Origin of the sequence: Terrisporobacter petrolearius, from assembly GCF_020748185.1 — a bacterium.
Taxonomy (GTDB): Bacteria; Bacillota; Clostridia; order Peptostreptococcales; family Peptostreptococcaceae; genus Terrisporobacter; species Terrisporobacter petrolearius.
In genome coordinates this window covers 1-15,708 of record NZ_JAHZMO010000019.1, presented here as the reverse complement: position 1 = coordinate 15,708, position 15,708 = coordinate 1, and the positions used below count along the sequence as shown (strand labels likewise).

Below are 15,708 nucleotides of genomic sequence, written 5' to 3'. Positions count from 1 at the left end.
CAAGGATATATCGTTGGCTCTATGAGTGCAACGAATCTTTATACTCCAACAGTTGCTTATATATATTTAAGCCACCGATTAATATATCTTCATTAAAATTAAAGTTAAAATTATGAAGACCGTTTACAAATCCTTTTTCTTCATTTCTTCCACCTAACATAAAGAACAGCCCTGGTACCTCTCTTTGGTAATAAGAAAAATCTTCCGAAATCATAAGGGGATCCGTTTCTATTATCATATCTTTTCCAATAGCATTTACAAATTCATCATACAGCTTTTTATCATTATTAACTGCCAAATATCCATGTACAATTTCAGCATTTATTTTACAACCATAAGACATTTCAAATCCTTTAATAAACTCTCTTATTCTATTTACCATGGTATCATAAACAAAAGGGTTAAAACATCTAATAGTACCTTCTAATCTCACTTCTTCTGCAATAATATTTCTAACACTTCCTCCAGTTATTTTTCCTATAGTTATAACAGCCCCTTCTATAGGATTAATATTTCTAGATATTATACTTTGTAAACTTGTAACAAATTCTGATGCAATCAAAACTGCATCCTTCGTATTTTGTGGCATGGCTCCATGGCCACCTTTGCCAATTATATTTATGTTTATTTCTCCATTTTGGGCCATTAAATAACCTGGTCTACAAGCCACATATCCTTCTGGAAAATCAGGATGTATATGTAGTCCATAAACTTCATCTACTTTGTATTTTTTGAATACACCAGCGTCCATAAGTCTTTCGGCTCCACCAGTATCTTCTTCTGCTGGTTGGAATACAAACACTATATTATCATTTAGCTTATTTTTATTATCAACTATATATTCTATTAGCCCAAGAAGTATGCTCATGTGTCCATCATGTCCACATAAGTGCTCAGCCCCTTTAGGACTAGGTAGTGCATCTATATCTGACCTAAATGCAATTGTTTTTTTAGGATTTTTCCCTTTTATAATTCCCACTGTTGCTGTTTCTAAATATATTTCATATTCCACACCTAGTTTTTCTAAGTAGTCTCTAATATACTTTGCTGTATTAAATTCCATGTGAGAAAGTTCTGCTAAGTTATGCAAGTTATACCTGTGACTTTTTACTCTGTCCTCTAAATATTTTGTTACCATAAAAATCCCCCTTGTTTATAAATTAGATTGTGCCATATGGTTTAAATCGTCTTAATTCTTCGATCATATATTCTAATGTGTTATTGCTTTTTTCAAAGTCGTTTCCTATTAATTCTAATAAGGAGTTAAATAATAATTCTACGTTCCCATCCATAATAAAACCTGATAGATACTCTCCATCTTCACTTTCTAAAATTATTACTACCAAATTTCCTGTACTTATCCTATATTCATAAGATGATTTATCTATATGGTCCAAATCTTTATTTAGATGATTCATAGTTATTTCTAATTCTGATTTTTCATTTTCACTTAGTAGTGATTTTATTAAATTGCAATCATTTATCTTGAAAATCTTTGAATTATTGTTGAGTTCCTCTGCAGATATATTACTATTCATACTTAAAAATTCTTCTACTGTCATTTCTTTTGCTTTTAGCTTTTCTACCAAATAGTTTGAAATATCATTAAGTTTGCATTTATTATTTTTATCCATAAGAGTACCCCCCTAATTTATCGTAACTTCTTATAATAAATAATAACATTTCTATTATAAACTTATAATATTTTTTTATAAAAAATTCGCTTCGCTCATGTCGCCAACGAGATGCCTTTGAGCAACGTGTTGGCGAATCATTTTGCTTCGCTTTAAACCACTGCGTGGGCGCTATGAAATTTTAGGCAACTCCATTGCTCAAAAATACATTTTTTACATTTCCTAAATGAGTTGATATAACTTAATTCCAGAGTTTATCAACAGCGTAAATTCAACTATAGTTTCCTTATATGTAAAAAAAAGAACAAGATTAATTCTTGTTCTTTTTTTGCGTTCTCTCTATACATTAATACTAAGTTCATGATTATTTCTAAGATCTATTTTAGGTTTTATTAAGTTAACTTAATACTTGTCCGTCCTTTATCTTTATGCAAATATCAGCTTCTTTAGCTATATTTTCATTATGAGTAATCATTATTAATGTCTGATTATAATCGTTTACACATTCTCTTAGTATATTCATAACTTCTTCTGTTGACTTTGTATCTAAATTTCCAGTAGGCTCATCAGCAAATATTATTTTAGGTTTGTTTATAAGAGCTCTAGCAATTGCTACTCTTTGTTGTTGTCCTCCAGATAATTCATTAGGAAATTTCTTTATTTTATCTTTTATTTGTAGCCTATCTAACAATTCTTCTAGATATTTTTCATCTATTTTTCTATTTTCTAATAATGAAGGCATTGTTATGTTTTCGTATACATTAACAACTGGTATTAAGTTAAAGTTCTGAAACACAAATCCAAAGTTTTTTATTCTTATATCAGCTAATTTTCCATCTGGCATATTACTTATTTCTTCATTATTGTAATAAATATTTCCATCAGTTGGTTTATCAAGACCTGCCATACAATTTAATAATGTACTTTTTCCAGACCCACTAGCACCTACTACAGTAATAAATTTATTTTCTTCTATGTCTAAATTTATATTCTTTAAAACATGCAACTTATTTTCTTTTTTACCATAAATTTTGTTTAAATTTTCTATTTTTAATATCGTCATACTGATTCCCCCTTATTCATTCCTATTAATTCCATCTGATATACTCATTTTTTCTAGTTTTTTCTTAGACAAGTACACCGATATAATACAAACTACTATTACTAAAAAAGTAAATATTGCTATTTCATTAAAAGGCACTTCAAATTTTTCTAGATTCTTAGCACCAAATCCAGTTTCCATAATTTCATTAACCATAGATACATCCTTGTATCCTTTATATATAACATGAGCAGACCCTAGCATGCAGCTAATAAGAGCATAAATTAAAGACTCCTTAATAAGCATACTTCTTATCTTTTTCATACTCATACCAATACTTCTTAATGTTGATAACTCTCCAGTTCTAATTAGTATTCCTGTTTTTATAGTGTAGTAAATATTTAAAGATGCTACTACAGACATAAGTAATAATAAAAACATACTTTGCATCTTATCCATTTCCTGTAATTTTTCTTGTTCTGCTTTATATTTCCCTCTACTTTCTATATTGTTATAATCCTTATTTCCAATCATTTTTTCTATTTTATTTTCAACTTCCTTTTCTTTTCCACTAGAAGCTTTTACTCCTATTACATTAACATCATTTATATTAGTCAATTTAGATAATTCCTCTATTGGCATTATTACCGTTATCATTCTTCCATAGAAATTATTTAAAATCCATTTTCTGTCTAAGAAACCAGCGATTCTAACTTTTTCGACTTTATAACTTAGCTTTCCATCATTTGCTGATGGTATTTTAATTTCAATTAATTCTCCAATTTTCAAATCCTTATCTATTGGTTCATTGGTTCCATCAGTATGATTATTAACCAAAACATTTATGTATTCACTATTTTTCTCATCACTTTTTTCTTCTATGTATTTATCTAATTTTTTCAGATCTTTTTCTGTATAACCCCTAACTTCTAAATATGATTCATTCTTATTCATAGACCCAGACAACACTAATTTTCCATCTACATAGTCTACACCATCTATATTTTTAATTTTTTCTACATCACTCTTACTATACATCCCTAGAGCATTTTCCACATTATAATCGTCTTTATTTAGTTTTATATCATACTCATCAATATTTTGACTTGGCATATGCATTACATCCATACCAATTTTGTTGTAATTTGATAATGCAGTTATATACATAGATCCAACTAATCCCATAGATAATATACAAAGGATAGCTCTTGTCCTAAATCTGAATGCATTTTTATATGCCATCTCTCCAGTCATATTAAATACTTTTCTTATCCATTTATAATAAAATCTATTTTTAAACTTTCTGTCACTAAAACCATTATCTCTCATTCCTTCTACTGGAGATATTCTAGTAGCCTTGTATATGGGAACTATATTTGAAATAAACACCGTAATTATTGCTATTAATATTGGTATGAATATTGCTTCTTTAGTTATATAGAGGCTTGGATTTTGAGGGTACATTTTAGATATATAATTATACACATACGCTCTACCAATTAAAAAACCAGAGGATATACCAATAGTTACCAACATTAAACTTTGTATAAAAATCATAGAACATATTTGATGCCTTTTAGCACCTATGGCTCTTAACATCCCTATTGTTTTTTTCATATCAAATAAAGTCATTACAAAAATATTGCATATTAAAAGCGCCGATACAGCTATAGGTAATAACATGTTTCTTATTTCATAGCTTGTTGCTTCTTCACCAACACCAAGAGAGTTTAGGCCTTGAATTAAACCGATATTCATAAAGAATTTATCCTCTGTAAGGCCGTATTTTTCCATTCGTTTATACATATTATCCATTGTAGAATCTTCATTTTCTACATTTAAGATGCCATCATTAGTAATAAAGTTTTCTGGTATTAAATTTTTGTATCCACCTGTGAAAACTTTAAGTGTATATTCTTTATATTCTTCGTAGTAGTTCTTAGGTCTGCTGACTATTCCAACTAATTTAAATTTATAATTTTTATTGTATATTTCATCATTTCCATCATGACTTTTATATTTTTTAACTATGTTAAAATCTATGTCTTCACCTAATTTATTTTCTAAATTCATTTCCTCTATAGATTTATTATCTAAAACTATCTCGTTTTCATTTTTAGGTGCCCTTCCATTTATAAGTGTATATTCACTTTCTTCTAAATAGTCTGGATTATACGTATTAAGAGTGCTCTTAACACCATTTTTGTAAACAATACTACCTAAATTCATTATTGTATATGTAGCATCCCTTGTATCATCATTTAATATTTTTTGCAATGCTTCATCATCAATATCACTATATTCATAGTCATAAGTTCCAAATGTGTTATGCAGCTTTTCTGTTCCTAGTTTTATATTTGTTTGTTTTTGAACAATATTAGAAAATGATATCAACGTAGCTAACCCTATTGCTATTACTATAGAAAAACTTCTTCCTTTTTGATTTTTTAAATAATAAAAAGCTAATTTTAAAACACCCTTCATTCTTTTCCTCCCTTTATCGTTGATTGTATTTTTAGAATTGCTTCCCCTCCATTTATTAATTTTCTTATATCTAACTATATCTAAAAAAATTATAAAAATATTATATTTTATAAGATTGTGCTCTCTTTGTTATAAAGATTTAATAAAATACAACTTTCGTTATAAATTTGTAAAAAAAAAGAAACAGGAAAATTCCTGTTTCTTTTATCTATTTTAATATAAATATTTCAATATTTAAAAACTAGCAAGTGAAGAATAATTTAGCTATTCCACCTTTTGAAGTTTCTCTGTATTTATCCATCATGTCTCTACCAGTTTCGTCCATTATTTTAACTATTTGGTCAAAAGTAACTTGATGCTCTCCATCAGTTAATAATGAATAGTTAGCAGCATCTAATGCTCTTTGAGCACCCATTGCATTTCTTTCTATACATGGTATTTGAACGTATCCGTAAGCTGGGTCACAAGTCATTCCTAAGTGATGTTCTAAACCGATTTCCGCAGCATATTCTATTTGTCTTAATGATCCACCTTTTAAGAAAGCTATTGCTGCAGCAGCCATTGCACAAGCAACTCCTACTTCACCTTGACATCCAACTTCAGCACCTGAAACAGATCCGTTTCTCTTAACAAGAACACCAACTATACCTGCTACAGCTAAAGCTTCAACTAATTGCTCATCAGTGTATCCTTCATAGTCTTTCATTGCGAAGAATATTCCTGGTAAAACACCTGCAGAACCACATGTTGGAGCAGTTACTATAACATATCCTGATGCATTTTGCTCTGAAGCAGCTAAAGCATAAGCATAAACTAATGTATTTAATTGCTTCTTAGCAAGATATTGCTTATAGAAATATCCAGCTTTTCTTTCTAGATTTAATTTACCTGGTATAACTTCTGTAGCTTTTAAACCGTCTTCTACTGATTTTTTCATAGCATCTTTAATAGTTACTAAGTAATCCATTATATCAGCATCGTCGTAAGTTTTTACATAGTCTACGAAGTTTTTATTGTTTTGGTTACACCAAGCTATTATTTCTTCCATAGTTGAATGAGGGTAAGTGTCGTTTCCACCTGCATTTCTCATTCCTTCTTCAGCTATTGTACCTCCACCAACAGAGTAGATAGTCCAATCTCCCATTACGTTTCCGTCTGCATCTATAGCTTCTAACATCATACCATTTGGATGATATGGTTTAACTATATCTTCTCTCCAAAGTATTTCAACTTCTTTTGGCTCAAGCGTTTTCTTGATTATATAATCAGTTAAATGCCCTTCTCCTGTTGCAGCTAAGCTTCCGTATAAGTGAGCTTTATAGCTAACAGCTTCTGGGTATTTGTTCTTAAATTGTTCAGCAGCTCTTTGTGGTCCCATTGTATGTGAGCTGGAAGGTCCATTACCTATTTTGTAAAGTTCTTTTAGTGATTCCATTTTGTTCCTCCTCGGGGATTTAGATATTCTTTTTATTTTAATAAGAAAACATATTCCCAATTAAAATTATATATTTCCAATAATAATAATAATAATTTAAGAATTATTTACCTTTAAAAAATATTTTTATAAATATTAAATAACATATAAAACATTTTACCTAAAATGCGACAAAAAATCTAGATGTTGTTTGAGGTAATTTTTTACATTTTTATTGATTTTTTCATTTTTTTGTATTACTATTATTAATAATTTAAAAAAACTATCTTAACCTAGGGTAGAGGTGCAGTGGTTAAAAGTATTTGAAAGTAGTCGGCAGACGTTAATATTCAAAGAAAGGAACCATTGCCGAAAAAATAATCTTGGCAAAGATTATTTTTGGGGTTATGCATAATATGTATAACACTGTCACTTATTTTTAAGTGGTGAGCTACAAGGTTTACTTTGACATGTCGTTTTAAACGTACAAAGTATACCTTTGTACGTTTTTTTATATATATAAATATAAAGCTCTCCCTTAAATTTTCTCTATGTTATTAATGTTAAATCTAAAATATATTACGGGGTGATTAAAAATGAAAAAAATTAATGTTGCTTTAGTTGGTGCCACTGGTATGGTGGGAAGAACTTTTATAAAAATTTTAGAAGAAAGAAGTTTTCCAATAGATAATATCTATATGTTCTCTTCTGCAAAATCTGCAGGTACAACTGTTAAATTTGCTAACAAAGATGTGGTTGTAGAAGAATTAAATGAAAATTCTTTTGATAGAGATATACAAATAGCTCTATTCTCTGCTGGTGGAGGAATAAGCCAAAAATACGCACCAATAGCAGCTTCTAAAGGAGTAATTGTTGTTGATAACTCAAGCCAATGGAGAATGGATCCTAATGTTCCACTAGTTGTTCCAGAGGTTAACCCAGAAGCAGTAAAAAATCATAAGGGAATAATTGCAAACCCAAACTGCTCTACTATACAAGCTATGGTTCCTCTTAAACCATTACATGATAAATATGGTTTAAAAAGAGTGGTTTACTCAACTTATCAAGCCGTATCAGGTTCTGGAGTTAAAGGAGTTCAAGACTTGGAAGATGGAATCCAGGGAAAACCAAACACTTTCTACCCTCATCCAATAGCATTTAACTGTCTTCCTCATATAGATGTTTTCGAAGAAAACGGATATACAAAAGAAGAAATGAAAATGGTAAATGAAACTATGAAAATCTTAGAAGACTATAATATTAAAGTTACTGCTACTACTGTAAGGGTTCCAGTAAGAGGTGCTCACAGTGAATCTATAAACTTAGAGTTTAATAAACCTTTTGAGTTAGAAGATGTATTTAGTACTCTAAAAAATACTGAAGGTGTAGTTATAGTTGATAATCCTGCTAACAACGAATATCCTCTAGCAGTTGATGCTGAAGGTCATGATGAGGTTTACGTTGGAAGAATCAGAAGAGACTTTAGTGTGGATAATGGTGTTAATATGTGGGTTGTTGCTGACAACATAAGAAAAGGTGCTGCTACTAATGCAGTTCAAATAGCTGAATTATTATTAAAATATGATTTAGTATAAAAATGAGCTTTAATAAATATTAATTAATAGAGATTAAATTTAAGGTGAAAAGGAGAGGTTTGTTTATGATTTTTAAAGGTTCTGCAGTTGCTTTAGTTACGCCATTTGATGAAAGTGGGAAGGTTAATGTTAAAAAGATAAAAGAATTAGTGGATTTTCAAATTGAAAACGGCACTGATGCTATAGTTGCTTGTGGTACTACTGGTGAAGCCAGTACCATGAGTGACGAAGAACATTTATTAGCAATCAAAACTATTGTTGATGCTGTTGATAAAAGGGTTCCTGTAATAGCTGGAACAGGTGGAAATGACACTGCTCACTCCATCTATATGAGCCAAGAAGCTGAAAAATTAGGTGCAGATGCTCTTTTAATTATAACTCCTTACTATAATAAGGCTAATAAATTAGGACTTAGAAAACATTTTGTATCTATTGCAAATAGTGTTAAGCTTCCTATAATTTTATACAATGTTCCTTCACGTACAAAGGTTAATATTCCACCTGCACTTGTTGCTGATTTAGCTAAAAATGTGGATAACATTGTAGCTCTTAAAGAAGCCTGTGGAGATTTAGCTCAAGTAGCTGAAGTTTGCAGGTTAGTTCCAGAAGGCTTTGCTGTATATTCTGGTAATGATGACTCAATAGTACCCCTACTTTCTCTAGGAGGGGCTGGAGTTATATCAGTTCTAGCTAATATTTGTCCTAAGGAAACTCATGATCTAGTAGCTAAGTTCATGGAAGGTGATGTAGAAGGTTCTAGAGAATTACAATTAGGTATGAAACCTTTAATAGATGCTTTATTTATAGAAGTAAATCCTATACCAGTAAAAACTGCTGTTAATTTATTAGGATTTAATGTGGGAGACTTAAGACTCCCTCTAGCTGAAATGGAAGAACAAAATTTAGAAGTTTTAAAAAGAGAATTAGTTAATTGGGGACTAAAAATACAGGAGGCAACATGTTAAGAGTAATTATAAATGGTTATAGCGGTAGTATGGGTAAAGTTTTAACTAAATGTGTTAACGAAGATAGTGAGCTACAACTTGTTTGTGGTGTATCAAGAGATGAATTAGATGTCCCATTCAAAACTTATCATAAAATGAGTGAAGTAGAAGAAAATGCTGATATTATTATCGATTTTTCTAATCACTGTGCTATATATGATGTTTTGGATTATGCCACAAAAACAAAAACACCTTTAGTAATAGCAACTACAGGATTTAATGATGAAGAATTAGGTGCAATAGAAAAAGCTTCGGCTGTTATTCCTATTTTCCACTCTTCTAATATGTCTCTAGGTGTGAATGTTCTAGTTAAATTAGTTAAAGATGCTGCCAAAGCTCTTAATGGATTTGATATAGAAATAATAGAAAAACACCATAATAAAAAACTAGACTCTCCTAGTGGTACAGCTGTTATGATAGCTAATGGAATTAAAGAGGTTCTGCAAGATAGTGAATGTATCTATGGAAGATATGGTCGCAGTGAAAAGAGAAAGCCTACTGAAGTGGGTATTCACGCCATAAGAGGTGGAACTATAGTAGGGGAACACACTACTATATTTGCCGGCCATGATGAAGTTGTAGAAATAAAACATACAGCTCAATCTAAGGATATTTTTGCAAAAGGGGCTATTGCTGCTGCAAAATTCTTAGTAAATAAAGAAACTGGATATTACAATATGAACAATATGTTAGACTAAAACTAGACAAAATTTGGAGGAAAACTATGGTTAACTTAAATGATGCGTATGAAATAGCTAAATATATAAAAGATGCTGAAAAACAAACACCTGTAAAAGTTTATGTTTCTGGTAATATAAAAATAGAAAAAAATGATAACTACAAAGTGTTTGGTCAAGAAGGTTCTTATATTTTAATTGGTGATTATAAAACTATAATGAAAGATGTGGAAAACTTTAAATCTTCTGTGGATGATATTCATATAGAATACGATAGAAGAAATTCAGCTATCCCTCTTTATAATTTCTTACATGCAGAAGCTAGAATTGAGCCAGGTGCACTAATAAGAGATATGGTTACAATAGAAAAAAATGCCGTAATCATGATGGGCGCTGTAATAAACATAGGTGCCGTTGTTGGAGAAGGGTCTATGGTAGACATGAATGCTGTAATAGGTGCTAGGGGAATGCTTGGTAAGAATGTACACCTTGGGGCTTGTTCTGTTGTTGCTGGTGTTCTTGAGCCACCTTCTGCTACTCCTGTTATAATTGAAGATGATGTATTAATAGGCGCAAATTCAGTTATTCTTGAAGGTGTTAGAGTCGGTAAAGGTTCTGTTGTTGCTGCAGGTTCTGTTGTTACAAAAGATGTTCCTCCAGGTGTTGTAGTAGCTGGCTCTCCTGCTAGAATAATTAAGAATAAAGATGAAAAAACTGCTGATAAAACAAAGGTTCTGGAAGATTTAAGAAAATTAGATTAATCTTAGAATAAATTTAATAAAAGATTTAATAGTTATTTATAATACTATAAAAAGCACCTAGTTTTTATACTAGGTGCTTAAGTTCTTTTTTACAATATATTACTCCAGATTGTCTATAGCATACTTCGCTTGTTTTTTTGTAAATTTTTCTCCATATTCTGATGTTAATTGGTCATAAATTGCTTTTGGAGACATAGCCATGCTTTCTTGATATGTTTTTGCTTTTTTCAATGCATTTTCCTTCCAATTTGCGTCTACATTATCTATAGCATATTTAGCAGCTTTTTTTGAAAACTTTTCTCCATACTCTGATATTAATTGGTCATATAATCCAGCCTTAGACATATTCATAGTATCACTATATATTTTGGCTTTTTCCAATGCAGACTTATATTCTGTTGGAACATCCTCTTCCACTTTTTCTTCTACTGAAGCATTTTCTTCTGTTTTTTGATTCTTACTAATTTCCTGTTCAGTTCCAGTTGTCCCACTATTTGTTTTAGTTGAATCCCCACCACCTGCTGAACCTATTGCTCCAACTATTACAAAGAATGCTATTACTATAAACCAAGGTCTTTTATATATTGGTTTTTTATTTTTTGCTCCACATCCTGGGCAAAACTTTTCATTAGATGCTATTTCTTTAGAACAAGATTTACATTGTATCATTTTTGACATTACTCAATTCTCCTCTGTTTATTAATAATATGATTTCTACAATAGATAGTATAATATATAGCCCTTGTCGAAATTTATCATTTTGTGATAACAAATGCTGTTTTTTAGCTTTTATAATATTCACCTGAGAATTAATCTAAATAAGTCATCTAGTATAATGAAAACCTAAAAAATTTGATTAATCATAATCGATGGGTAAGTTGTATATAGATATGCAAATAGTAGTGCTAATGGTACTTTAAACGAAATTAGAATATAAATATTTGCTATATAATAAAAAGCTCCATTCGACTATGATTATATTTTAACCGTTGCCATAAAGGAGCTTTTATTTAACCTAAATTTTATGCTTATTGATCTTTCGACTTATTCACTTTTATATCCAAATTAAAACACTTTAAATATAATCTTATCCTACAAAATTCATTAATATAGGTACTAGCATAACTGTTAAAACACCACAAATACCTATAGATAGAGATGACATAGCACCTTCCACCTCGCCCATTTCTAGAGCCTTACTTGTACCCATAGCATGAGCTGCCGTACCCAGTGCTATTCCTTTTGACACAGGATGCGTTATCTTACCTATTTTTAATACTAAATCCCCTAATATGTTTCCAAATATACCTGTTGCAATTATACAAACAACAGTTATAGATTCCACTCCACCTAGTGCGTTAACTAATGATATTCCCATTGGCGTTGTAATTGATTTTGGTAAAATAGAGTAAACTATATCGTTATTTGTTAAAGTTAATTTTCCTATAATAGTTATTATTATAAAAGAAGTTACTACTCCTACTACAATCCCAATAAGAATTTCTTTAAAGTGCTTTTTAAATAAATCAAACTGTCTGTAAAGCGGTACTGCTAAAACCACTGTAACAGGTCCTAACATGAAATTCATTATATCTGCACCTATTTTAAAGCTTTCATAAGGTATATTTGTAATTTTTAAAAATAATATAATTAGTATTATGCATATTAATAAACCATTAAATATAGGTTTTTTTGCTTTTTTCTGTATAAATAAACCTATATTATAAAAAACTAAAATTGTTACAAGTCCAAATAATTGTGTATTTAATATCTGCTCCATTTATTATCTCCTATCCCTCTACTATGCGAATCTTTCGTCTGATTCTTCTTCATCTATTTCTACTTCCTTTTTATGAATCATAATATCTACTGTTTTGCCCGTTACAAACATAATAATCATAGTTGCAGCCGTTACGCTTAATAATAAAACAACCATATTTTCTCCTATTAAACCTAGAGAGTTTATAAGAGATACACCTGCTGGCACAAAAAATAGAGCCATGTTATTAAGTAAAAAATCTGATACTTCTTTAATTGTTTCTTCTTTTATTATTTTAAATTGAAGTAATAGAAATAAAATCATCATCCCTACTATTGTTCCAGGTATTTTAATAAAATCACTACATAAAGAGCTTATTAATTCTCCTCCTGCCCATATTCCAAATATTATTCCTAATTGATTAAATATTTTCATACTACCTTCCTCTTCTTTCAATTTACTATAAAAATTATACAACACGATTTCATTTATATAAACATGAATATATAAATTTTATTTTTTATAATTTAACATTATATCTAATATTTTCAACATACTTATAATATCATAGTGAAGGGAGTAATTACAAAAAATAAAAGGCATTACTAATAAGCAATGCCTTTTTATCTATTCTTATAAACCTTTAAAGTATTCTATTCCCATAGCTTCTCTTACTTCTTTTAAAGTCTGAGCGGCTACTTCTCTAGCATTTTCGCTACCCTTTTTTAATACTTCATATAAATATGATTTATCTTTTTCCAATTCAGCTCTTCTCGCTCTTATTGGAGTTAATTCAGCTTGAAGCACTTCGTTTAAGTATCTTTTTACTTTAACATCTCCAAGACCACCTCTTCTGTAGTGGGCTTTTAACTCTTCTACGTAAGCTTTGTCTGTACAGAAAGCATCTAAATAAGTGAAAACTGTATTATTTTCAACACATCCTGGATCTTCAACTCTTATATGATTAGGATCTGTAAACATGCTCATAACTTTCTTTTTAACTGTTTCTTCGTCATCACTTAAATATATTGCATTTCCTAATGATTTACTCATTTTAGCCTTACCATCTATTCCTGGCATTCTTCCTTCTATTCCTTCTGGATACATTCCTTCTGGTTCAACTAACAATTCACCATATGTGTTGTTAAAACTTCTTACAATCTCTCTAGTTTGCTCTATCATTGGTTTTTGATCGTTACCTACTGGAACTAAATCAGCTTTAAAAGCTGTTATATCAGCTACCTGACTTACTGGGTAAACGAAAAATCCTGCTGGTATTCCTTCTCCAAATCCTTTTTGTTTGATTTCATCCTTAACTGTAGGATTTCTACTAAGTCTAGCTACTGTAACTAAGTTTAAGTAATACACTGTAAGCTCTGCTAACTCTGGTATTTGTGATTGTATAAATATATTGGTTTTCTCTGGATCTAATCCTACTGCTAAGTAGTCCATAGTAACTTCCATTACACTATTTATTATTTTTTCTGGATTTTTGGCATTATCTGTTAAAGCTTGTTGGTCAGCTATCATAACAAACATATCGTATAGTCCTGAATTTTGTAATGCTACCCTGTTTTTTAATGAACCTGTATAATGACCTAAATGAAGTTTTCCTGTAGGTCTATCTCCTGTTAATATTATTTTTTTACTCATTTCTTCATCTCCTTATGATATTTATAGTTTTCAGTATTCTCTATAATTAAAAATTCGCTTCGCTTAAGCCACTGTGTGGGCGCTACACTTCATGTCGCCAACGAGACGCCTTCGAGCAACGTGTTGGCGAATCATTTTGCTATCGCTTCAGGCAACGACCTTGCTCAAATTAATAAGTTGGAAATTATATGTTATCCATAAACCAGATAACACATAATTTCCTTACAATTAAAAACACTCCGTCCTAAAACTATAGGACGGAGTGTTATATCCGCGTTGCCACCTAAATTGTATACAATAAAATATACCTCTTAATTCTTGGTACTAGCATACCTCAACTGCTGTAACGTGCAATTCACGGTAAAGTCTACTCTCAACTGATTTCAATTTACTCCTAAAAGGTCCATTCATCAAATCTTTCTTGTCGAGATTCCACCATCCTCAACTCTCTATATTGAATCTTAATTTAATTACTCTTCCTTATCATGGGATTTATTATATGGTTTTCTATTTTAATCTTATTATCTTTTAATTTAAATGTCAATAAATTTACTTATTATATATTATTAATCAGTATTTCCATTGTTTACAATAAAAATTCATTTTTTTGTATTTCATAAATATATATTAGGTTAAAATTGCTCTTCATTAACTTTATAACTTAGATATTATATTACGTATCACATTAAAATTAGGGTATTATATTTATATAACTAAATACATAACAAGGAAGTGATTCAGATGGAAATATATACAATAGGTCATTCTAATTACTCTTTTGATAAATTTATAGAGATATTAAAGAAATACAATATAGATTGTGTAGTTGATATAAGAGCTATTCCATATTCAAAGTATAATACTCAATATAACAAAGAATTTTTTCAAACAAACTTAAAAAGGTTAGGCTATACCTATATCTATATGGCTGATGAGTTTGGTGCTAAGAGAAAAACTAGAACAAGTTATAATAATGAAGGATATGCAGATTTTGCTAAAGTTATATTAGAAGATGACTTTAAGAAAGGTATCGAAAGATTAAAAATTGGTTGCATCAAAGGTTATAGGATAGTCTTACTTGGTGCTATGCAAGAACCTATAAGATGTCCTCGTGCCATATTAGTTGGAAAAGAATTAATTAAAGAGGAATTTGAAGTAAAACATATAATGCACGAAGGTAATTTAAAAACACAAAAATACTTGGAAGAACTTCTATTAGAAAAATATTTTCATCAAAGAAATCAACTTACCATAGATGGTTTATTGGGTAATGATATGAACACTAAAAACATGATTGAAGAAAGTTATAAGCTTGCCAATAAAGAAATTGGGTATAGAATAGAAAAATTAAATAATAAATAAATCCTTCAAACACATTGACTTTTCATTAACAAATTTAGACAAAATTAAAGGGTGTAACATTTTTGTTACCCCCTTGAGTGTGTGAAAAAAACTCTGTAAATAACAAAATTCAACAGCTTTCTATGATAATATTTAATTATTATAGGAGGCTGTTTTATTATGGGAAAAAGAAAACAAAAGCTTAGCGAAGGAAAAAGAAATATCATAGCAAATTTAATTGAAGAGTATGATATTCAAAGCGCTGAAGATATACAAGAAGCCTTAAAAGATCTACTTGGCGGAACTATAGAGAGCATGCTTAAGGCGGAGCTAGATAATCACTT

14 protein-coding genes, 1 pseudogene, 1 riboswitch and 1 other annotated feature are annotated in these 15,708 nt (G+C 30.0%); of the genes and pseudogenes, 6 read left to right on the top strand and 9 right to left on the bottom strand.

Going from position 1 to position 15,708, the window contains the following annotated elements; translation table 11 throughout:
• Positions 1 to 19: 19 nt before the first annotated feature.
• From K0040_RS11845 to K0040_RS11825, 5 genes are all read right to left on the bottom strand, one after another.
• Positions 20 to 1,138: an amidohydrolase gene (locus K0040_RS11845; RefSeq protein ID WP_228109004.1), complete on the bottom strand. Its 1,119-nt coding sequence runs from the start codon at positions 1,136 to 1,138 to the stop codon at positions 20 to 22.
• Positions 1,139 to 1,160: 22 nt separating this feature from the next.
• On the bottom strand, positions 1,161 to 1,634 hold the full coding sequence (locus tag K0040_RS11840; protein WP_228109003.1) for a hypothetical protein: 474 nt from the start codon (positions 1,632 to 1,634) through the stop codon (positions 1,161 to 1,163).
• 397 nt (positions 1,635 to 2,031) lie between these two features.
• Entirely contained in the window at positions 2,032 to 2,697 is a 666-nt protein-coding gene (locus K0040_RS11835) for an ABC transporter ATP-binding protein (RefSeq protein ID WP_228109002.1), read from the bottom strand.
• 12 nt (positions 2,698 to 2,709) lie between these two features.
• On the bottom strand, positions 2,710 to 5,160 hold the full coding sequence (locus K0040_RS11830) for an ABC transporter permease (RefSeq protein ID WP_228109001.1): 2,451 nt from the start codon (positions 5,158 to 5,160) through the stop codon (positions 2,710 to 2,712).
• Between the two features lie 241 nt (positions 5,161 to 5,401).
• A complete protein-coding gene (locus K0040_RS11825; RefSeq protein ID WP_228109000.1) occupies positions 5,402 to 6,595 on the bottom strand; it encodes an L-serine ammonia-lyase, iron-sulfur-dependent, subunit alpha in 1,194 nt (397 codons plus the stop codon).
• Positions 6,596 to 6,865: 270 nt separating this feature from the next.
• A riboswitch (Lysine riboswitch) is annotated at positions 6,866 to 7,036 on the top strand.
• Between the two features lie 134 nt (positions 7,037 to 7,170).
• Here K0040_RS11825 and K0040_RS11820 point away from each other — a divergent pair.
• The 4 genes from K0040_RS11820 (at position 7,171) to dapD (ending at position 10,611) form a co-directional block, all read left to right on the top strand.
• On the top strand, positions 7,171 to 8,169 hold the full coding sequence (locus K0040_RS11820) for an aspartate-semialdehyde dehydrogenase (RefSeq protein ID WP_228108999.1): 999 nt from the start codon (positions 7,171 to 7,173) through the stop codon (positions 8,167 to 8,169).
• 65 nt (positions 8,170 to 8,234) lie between these two features.
• Positions 8,235 to 9,134: a 4-hydroxy-tetrahydrodipicolinate synthase gene (gene dapA, locus K0040_RS11815; protein WP_228108998.1), complete on the top strand. Its 900-nt coding sequence runs from the start codon at positions 8,235 to 8,237 to the stop codon at positions 9,132 to 9,134.
• On the top strand, positions 9,128 to 9,871 hold the full coding sequence (dapB, locus tag K0040_RS11810; RefSeq protein ID WP_228108997.1) for a 4-hydroxy-tetrahydrodipicolinate reductase: 744 nt from the start codon (positions 9,128 to 9,130) through the stop codon (positions 9,869 to 9,871). The genes dapA and dapB overlap by 7 nt, the downstream gene beginning before the upstream one ends.
• 26 nt (positions 9,872 to 9,897) lie before the next feature.
• Positions 9,898 to 10,611, top strand: coding sequence for a 2,3,4,5-tetrahydropyridine-2,6-dicarboxylate N-acetyltransferase (gene dapD, locus K0040_RS11805; protein WP_228108996.1), 714 nt, complete (start codon positions 9,898 to 9,900; stop codon positions 10,609 to 10,611).
• Positions 10,612 to 10,710: 99 nt separating this feature from the next.
• On the opposite strand, the gene K0040_RS11800 is transcribed toward dapD, so the two are convergent.
• The 4 genes from K0040_RS11800 to trpS all read right to left on the bottom strand — a co-directional run bounded on the left by K0040_RS11800 (position 10,711) and on the right by trpS (position 14,023).
• The gene (locus K0040_RS11800) at positions 10,711 to 11,289 is read right to left on the bottom strand and encodes an Ltp family lipoprotein (RefSeq protein ID WP_228108995.1); all 579 of its coding nucleotides are present in this window, start codon (positions 11,287 to 11,289) and stop codon (positions 10,711 to 10,713) included.
• A gap of 409 nt (positions 11,290 to 11,698) precedes the next feature.
• Positions 11,699 to 12,391 carry an LrgB family protein gene (locus K0040_RS11795; protein ID WP_228108994.1) on the bottom strand — a complete coding sequence of 231 codons (693 nt, stop codon included), beginning with the start codon at positions 12,389 to 12,391 and terminating at the stop codon, positions 11,699 to 11,701.
• A 21-nt stretch (positions 12,392 to 12,412) separates the two neighbouring features.
• Positions 12,413 to 12,805 (bottom strand): CidA/LrgA family protein, encoded by a 393-nt coding sequence (locus tag K0040_RS11790; RefSeq protein WP_228108993.1) that lies wholly within the window; start codon positions 12,803 to 12,805, stop codon positions 12,413 to 12,415.
• Positions 12,806 to 13,003: 198 nt separating this feature from the next.
• Positions 13,004 to 14,023 carry a tryptophan--tRNA ligase gene (gene trpS, locus K0040_RS11785; RefSeq protein WP_228108992.1) on the bottom strand — a complete coding sequence of 340 codons (1,020 nt, stop codon included), beginning with the start codon at positions 14,021 to 14,023 and terminating at the stop codon, positions 13,004 to 13,006.
• A 250-nt stretch (positions 14,024 to 14,273) separates the two neighbouring features.
• Positions 14,274 to 14,519, bottom strand: a binding site (T-box leader).
• A 245-nt stretch (positions 14,520 to 14,764) separates the two neighbouring features.
• Between trpS and K0040_RS11780 the strand changes: the two genes are divergently transcribed.
• Both K0040_RS11780 and K0040_RS11775 read left to right on the top strand, forming a co-directional pair.
• Positions 14,765 to 15,385 (top strand): DUF488 domain-containing protein, encoded by a 621-nt coding sequence (locus tag K0040_RS11780; RefSeq protein WP_228108991.1) that lies wholly within the window; start codon positions 14,765 to 14,767, stop codon positions 15,383 to 15,385.
• 159 nt (positions 15,386 to 15,544) lie between these two features.
• Positions 15,545 to 15,708 (top strand): annotated as a pseudogene (locus K0040_RS11775) (IS256 family transposase); the annotation flags it as partial.

Excerpts from the sequence above, each read along its gene's own strand:
- dapD (WP_228108996.1), top strand. The coding sequence starts at position 9,898 with ATGGTTAACTTAAATGATGCGTATGAAATAGCTAAATATATAAAAGAT.
- trpS (WP_228108992.1), bottom strand. The coding sequence starts at position 14,023 with ATGAGTAAAAAAATAATATTAACAGGAGATAGACCTACAGGAAAACTT.
- dapB (WP_228108997.1), top strand. The coding sequence starts at position 9,128 with ATGTTAAGAGTAATTATAAATGGTTATAGCGGTAGTATGGGTAAAGTT.
- K0040_RS11780 (WP_228108991.1), top strand. The coding sequence starts at position 14,765 with ATGGAAATATATACAATAGGTCATTCTAATTACTCTTTTGATAAATTT.
- dapA (WP_228108998.1), top strand. The coding sequence starts at position 8,235 with ATGATTTTTAAAGGTTCTGCAGTTGCTTTAGTTACGCCATTTGATGAA.
- K0040_RS11820 (WP_228108999.1), top strand. The coding sequence starts at position 7,171 with ATGAAAAAAATTAATGTTGCTTTAGTTGGTGCCACTGGTATGGTGGGA.
- K0040_RS11835 (WP_228109002.1), bottom strand. The coding sequence starts at position 2,697 with ATGACGATATTAAAAATAGAAAATTTAAACAAAATTTATGGTAAAAAA.
- K0040_RS11830 (WP_228109001.1), bottom strand. The coding sequence starts at position 5,160 with ATGAAGGGTGTTTTAAAATTAGCTTTTTATTATTTAAAAAATCAAAAA.
- K0040_RS11790 (WP_228108993.1), bottom strand. The coding sequence starts at position 12,805 with ATGAAAATATTTAATCAATTAGGAATAATATTTGGAATATGGGCAGGA.
- K0040_RS11845 (WP_228109004.1), bottom strand. The coding sequence starts at position 1,138 with ATGGTAACAAAATATTTAGAGGACAGAGTAAAAAGTCACAGGTATAAC.
- K0040_RS11840 (WP_228109003.1), bottom strand. The coding sequence starts at position 1,634 with ATGGATAAAAATAATAAATGCAAACTTAATGATATTTCAAACTATTTG.
- K0040_RS11825 (WP_228109000.1), bottom strand. The coding sequence starts at position 6,595 with ATGGAATCACTAAAAGAACTTTACAAAATAGGTAATGGACCTTCCAGC.
- K0040_RS11800 (WP_228108995.1), bottom strand. The coding sequence starts at position 11,289 with ATGTCAAAAATGATACAATGTAAATCTTGTTCTAAAGAAATAGCATCT.
- K0040_RS11795 (WP_228108994.1), bottom strand. The coding sequence starts at position 12,391 with ATGGAGCAGATATTAAATACACAATTATTTGGACTTGTAACAATTTTA.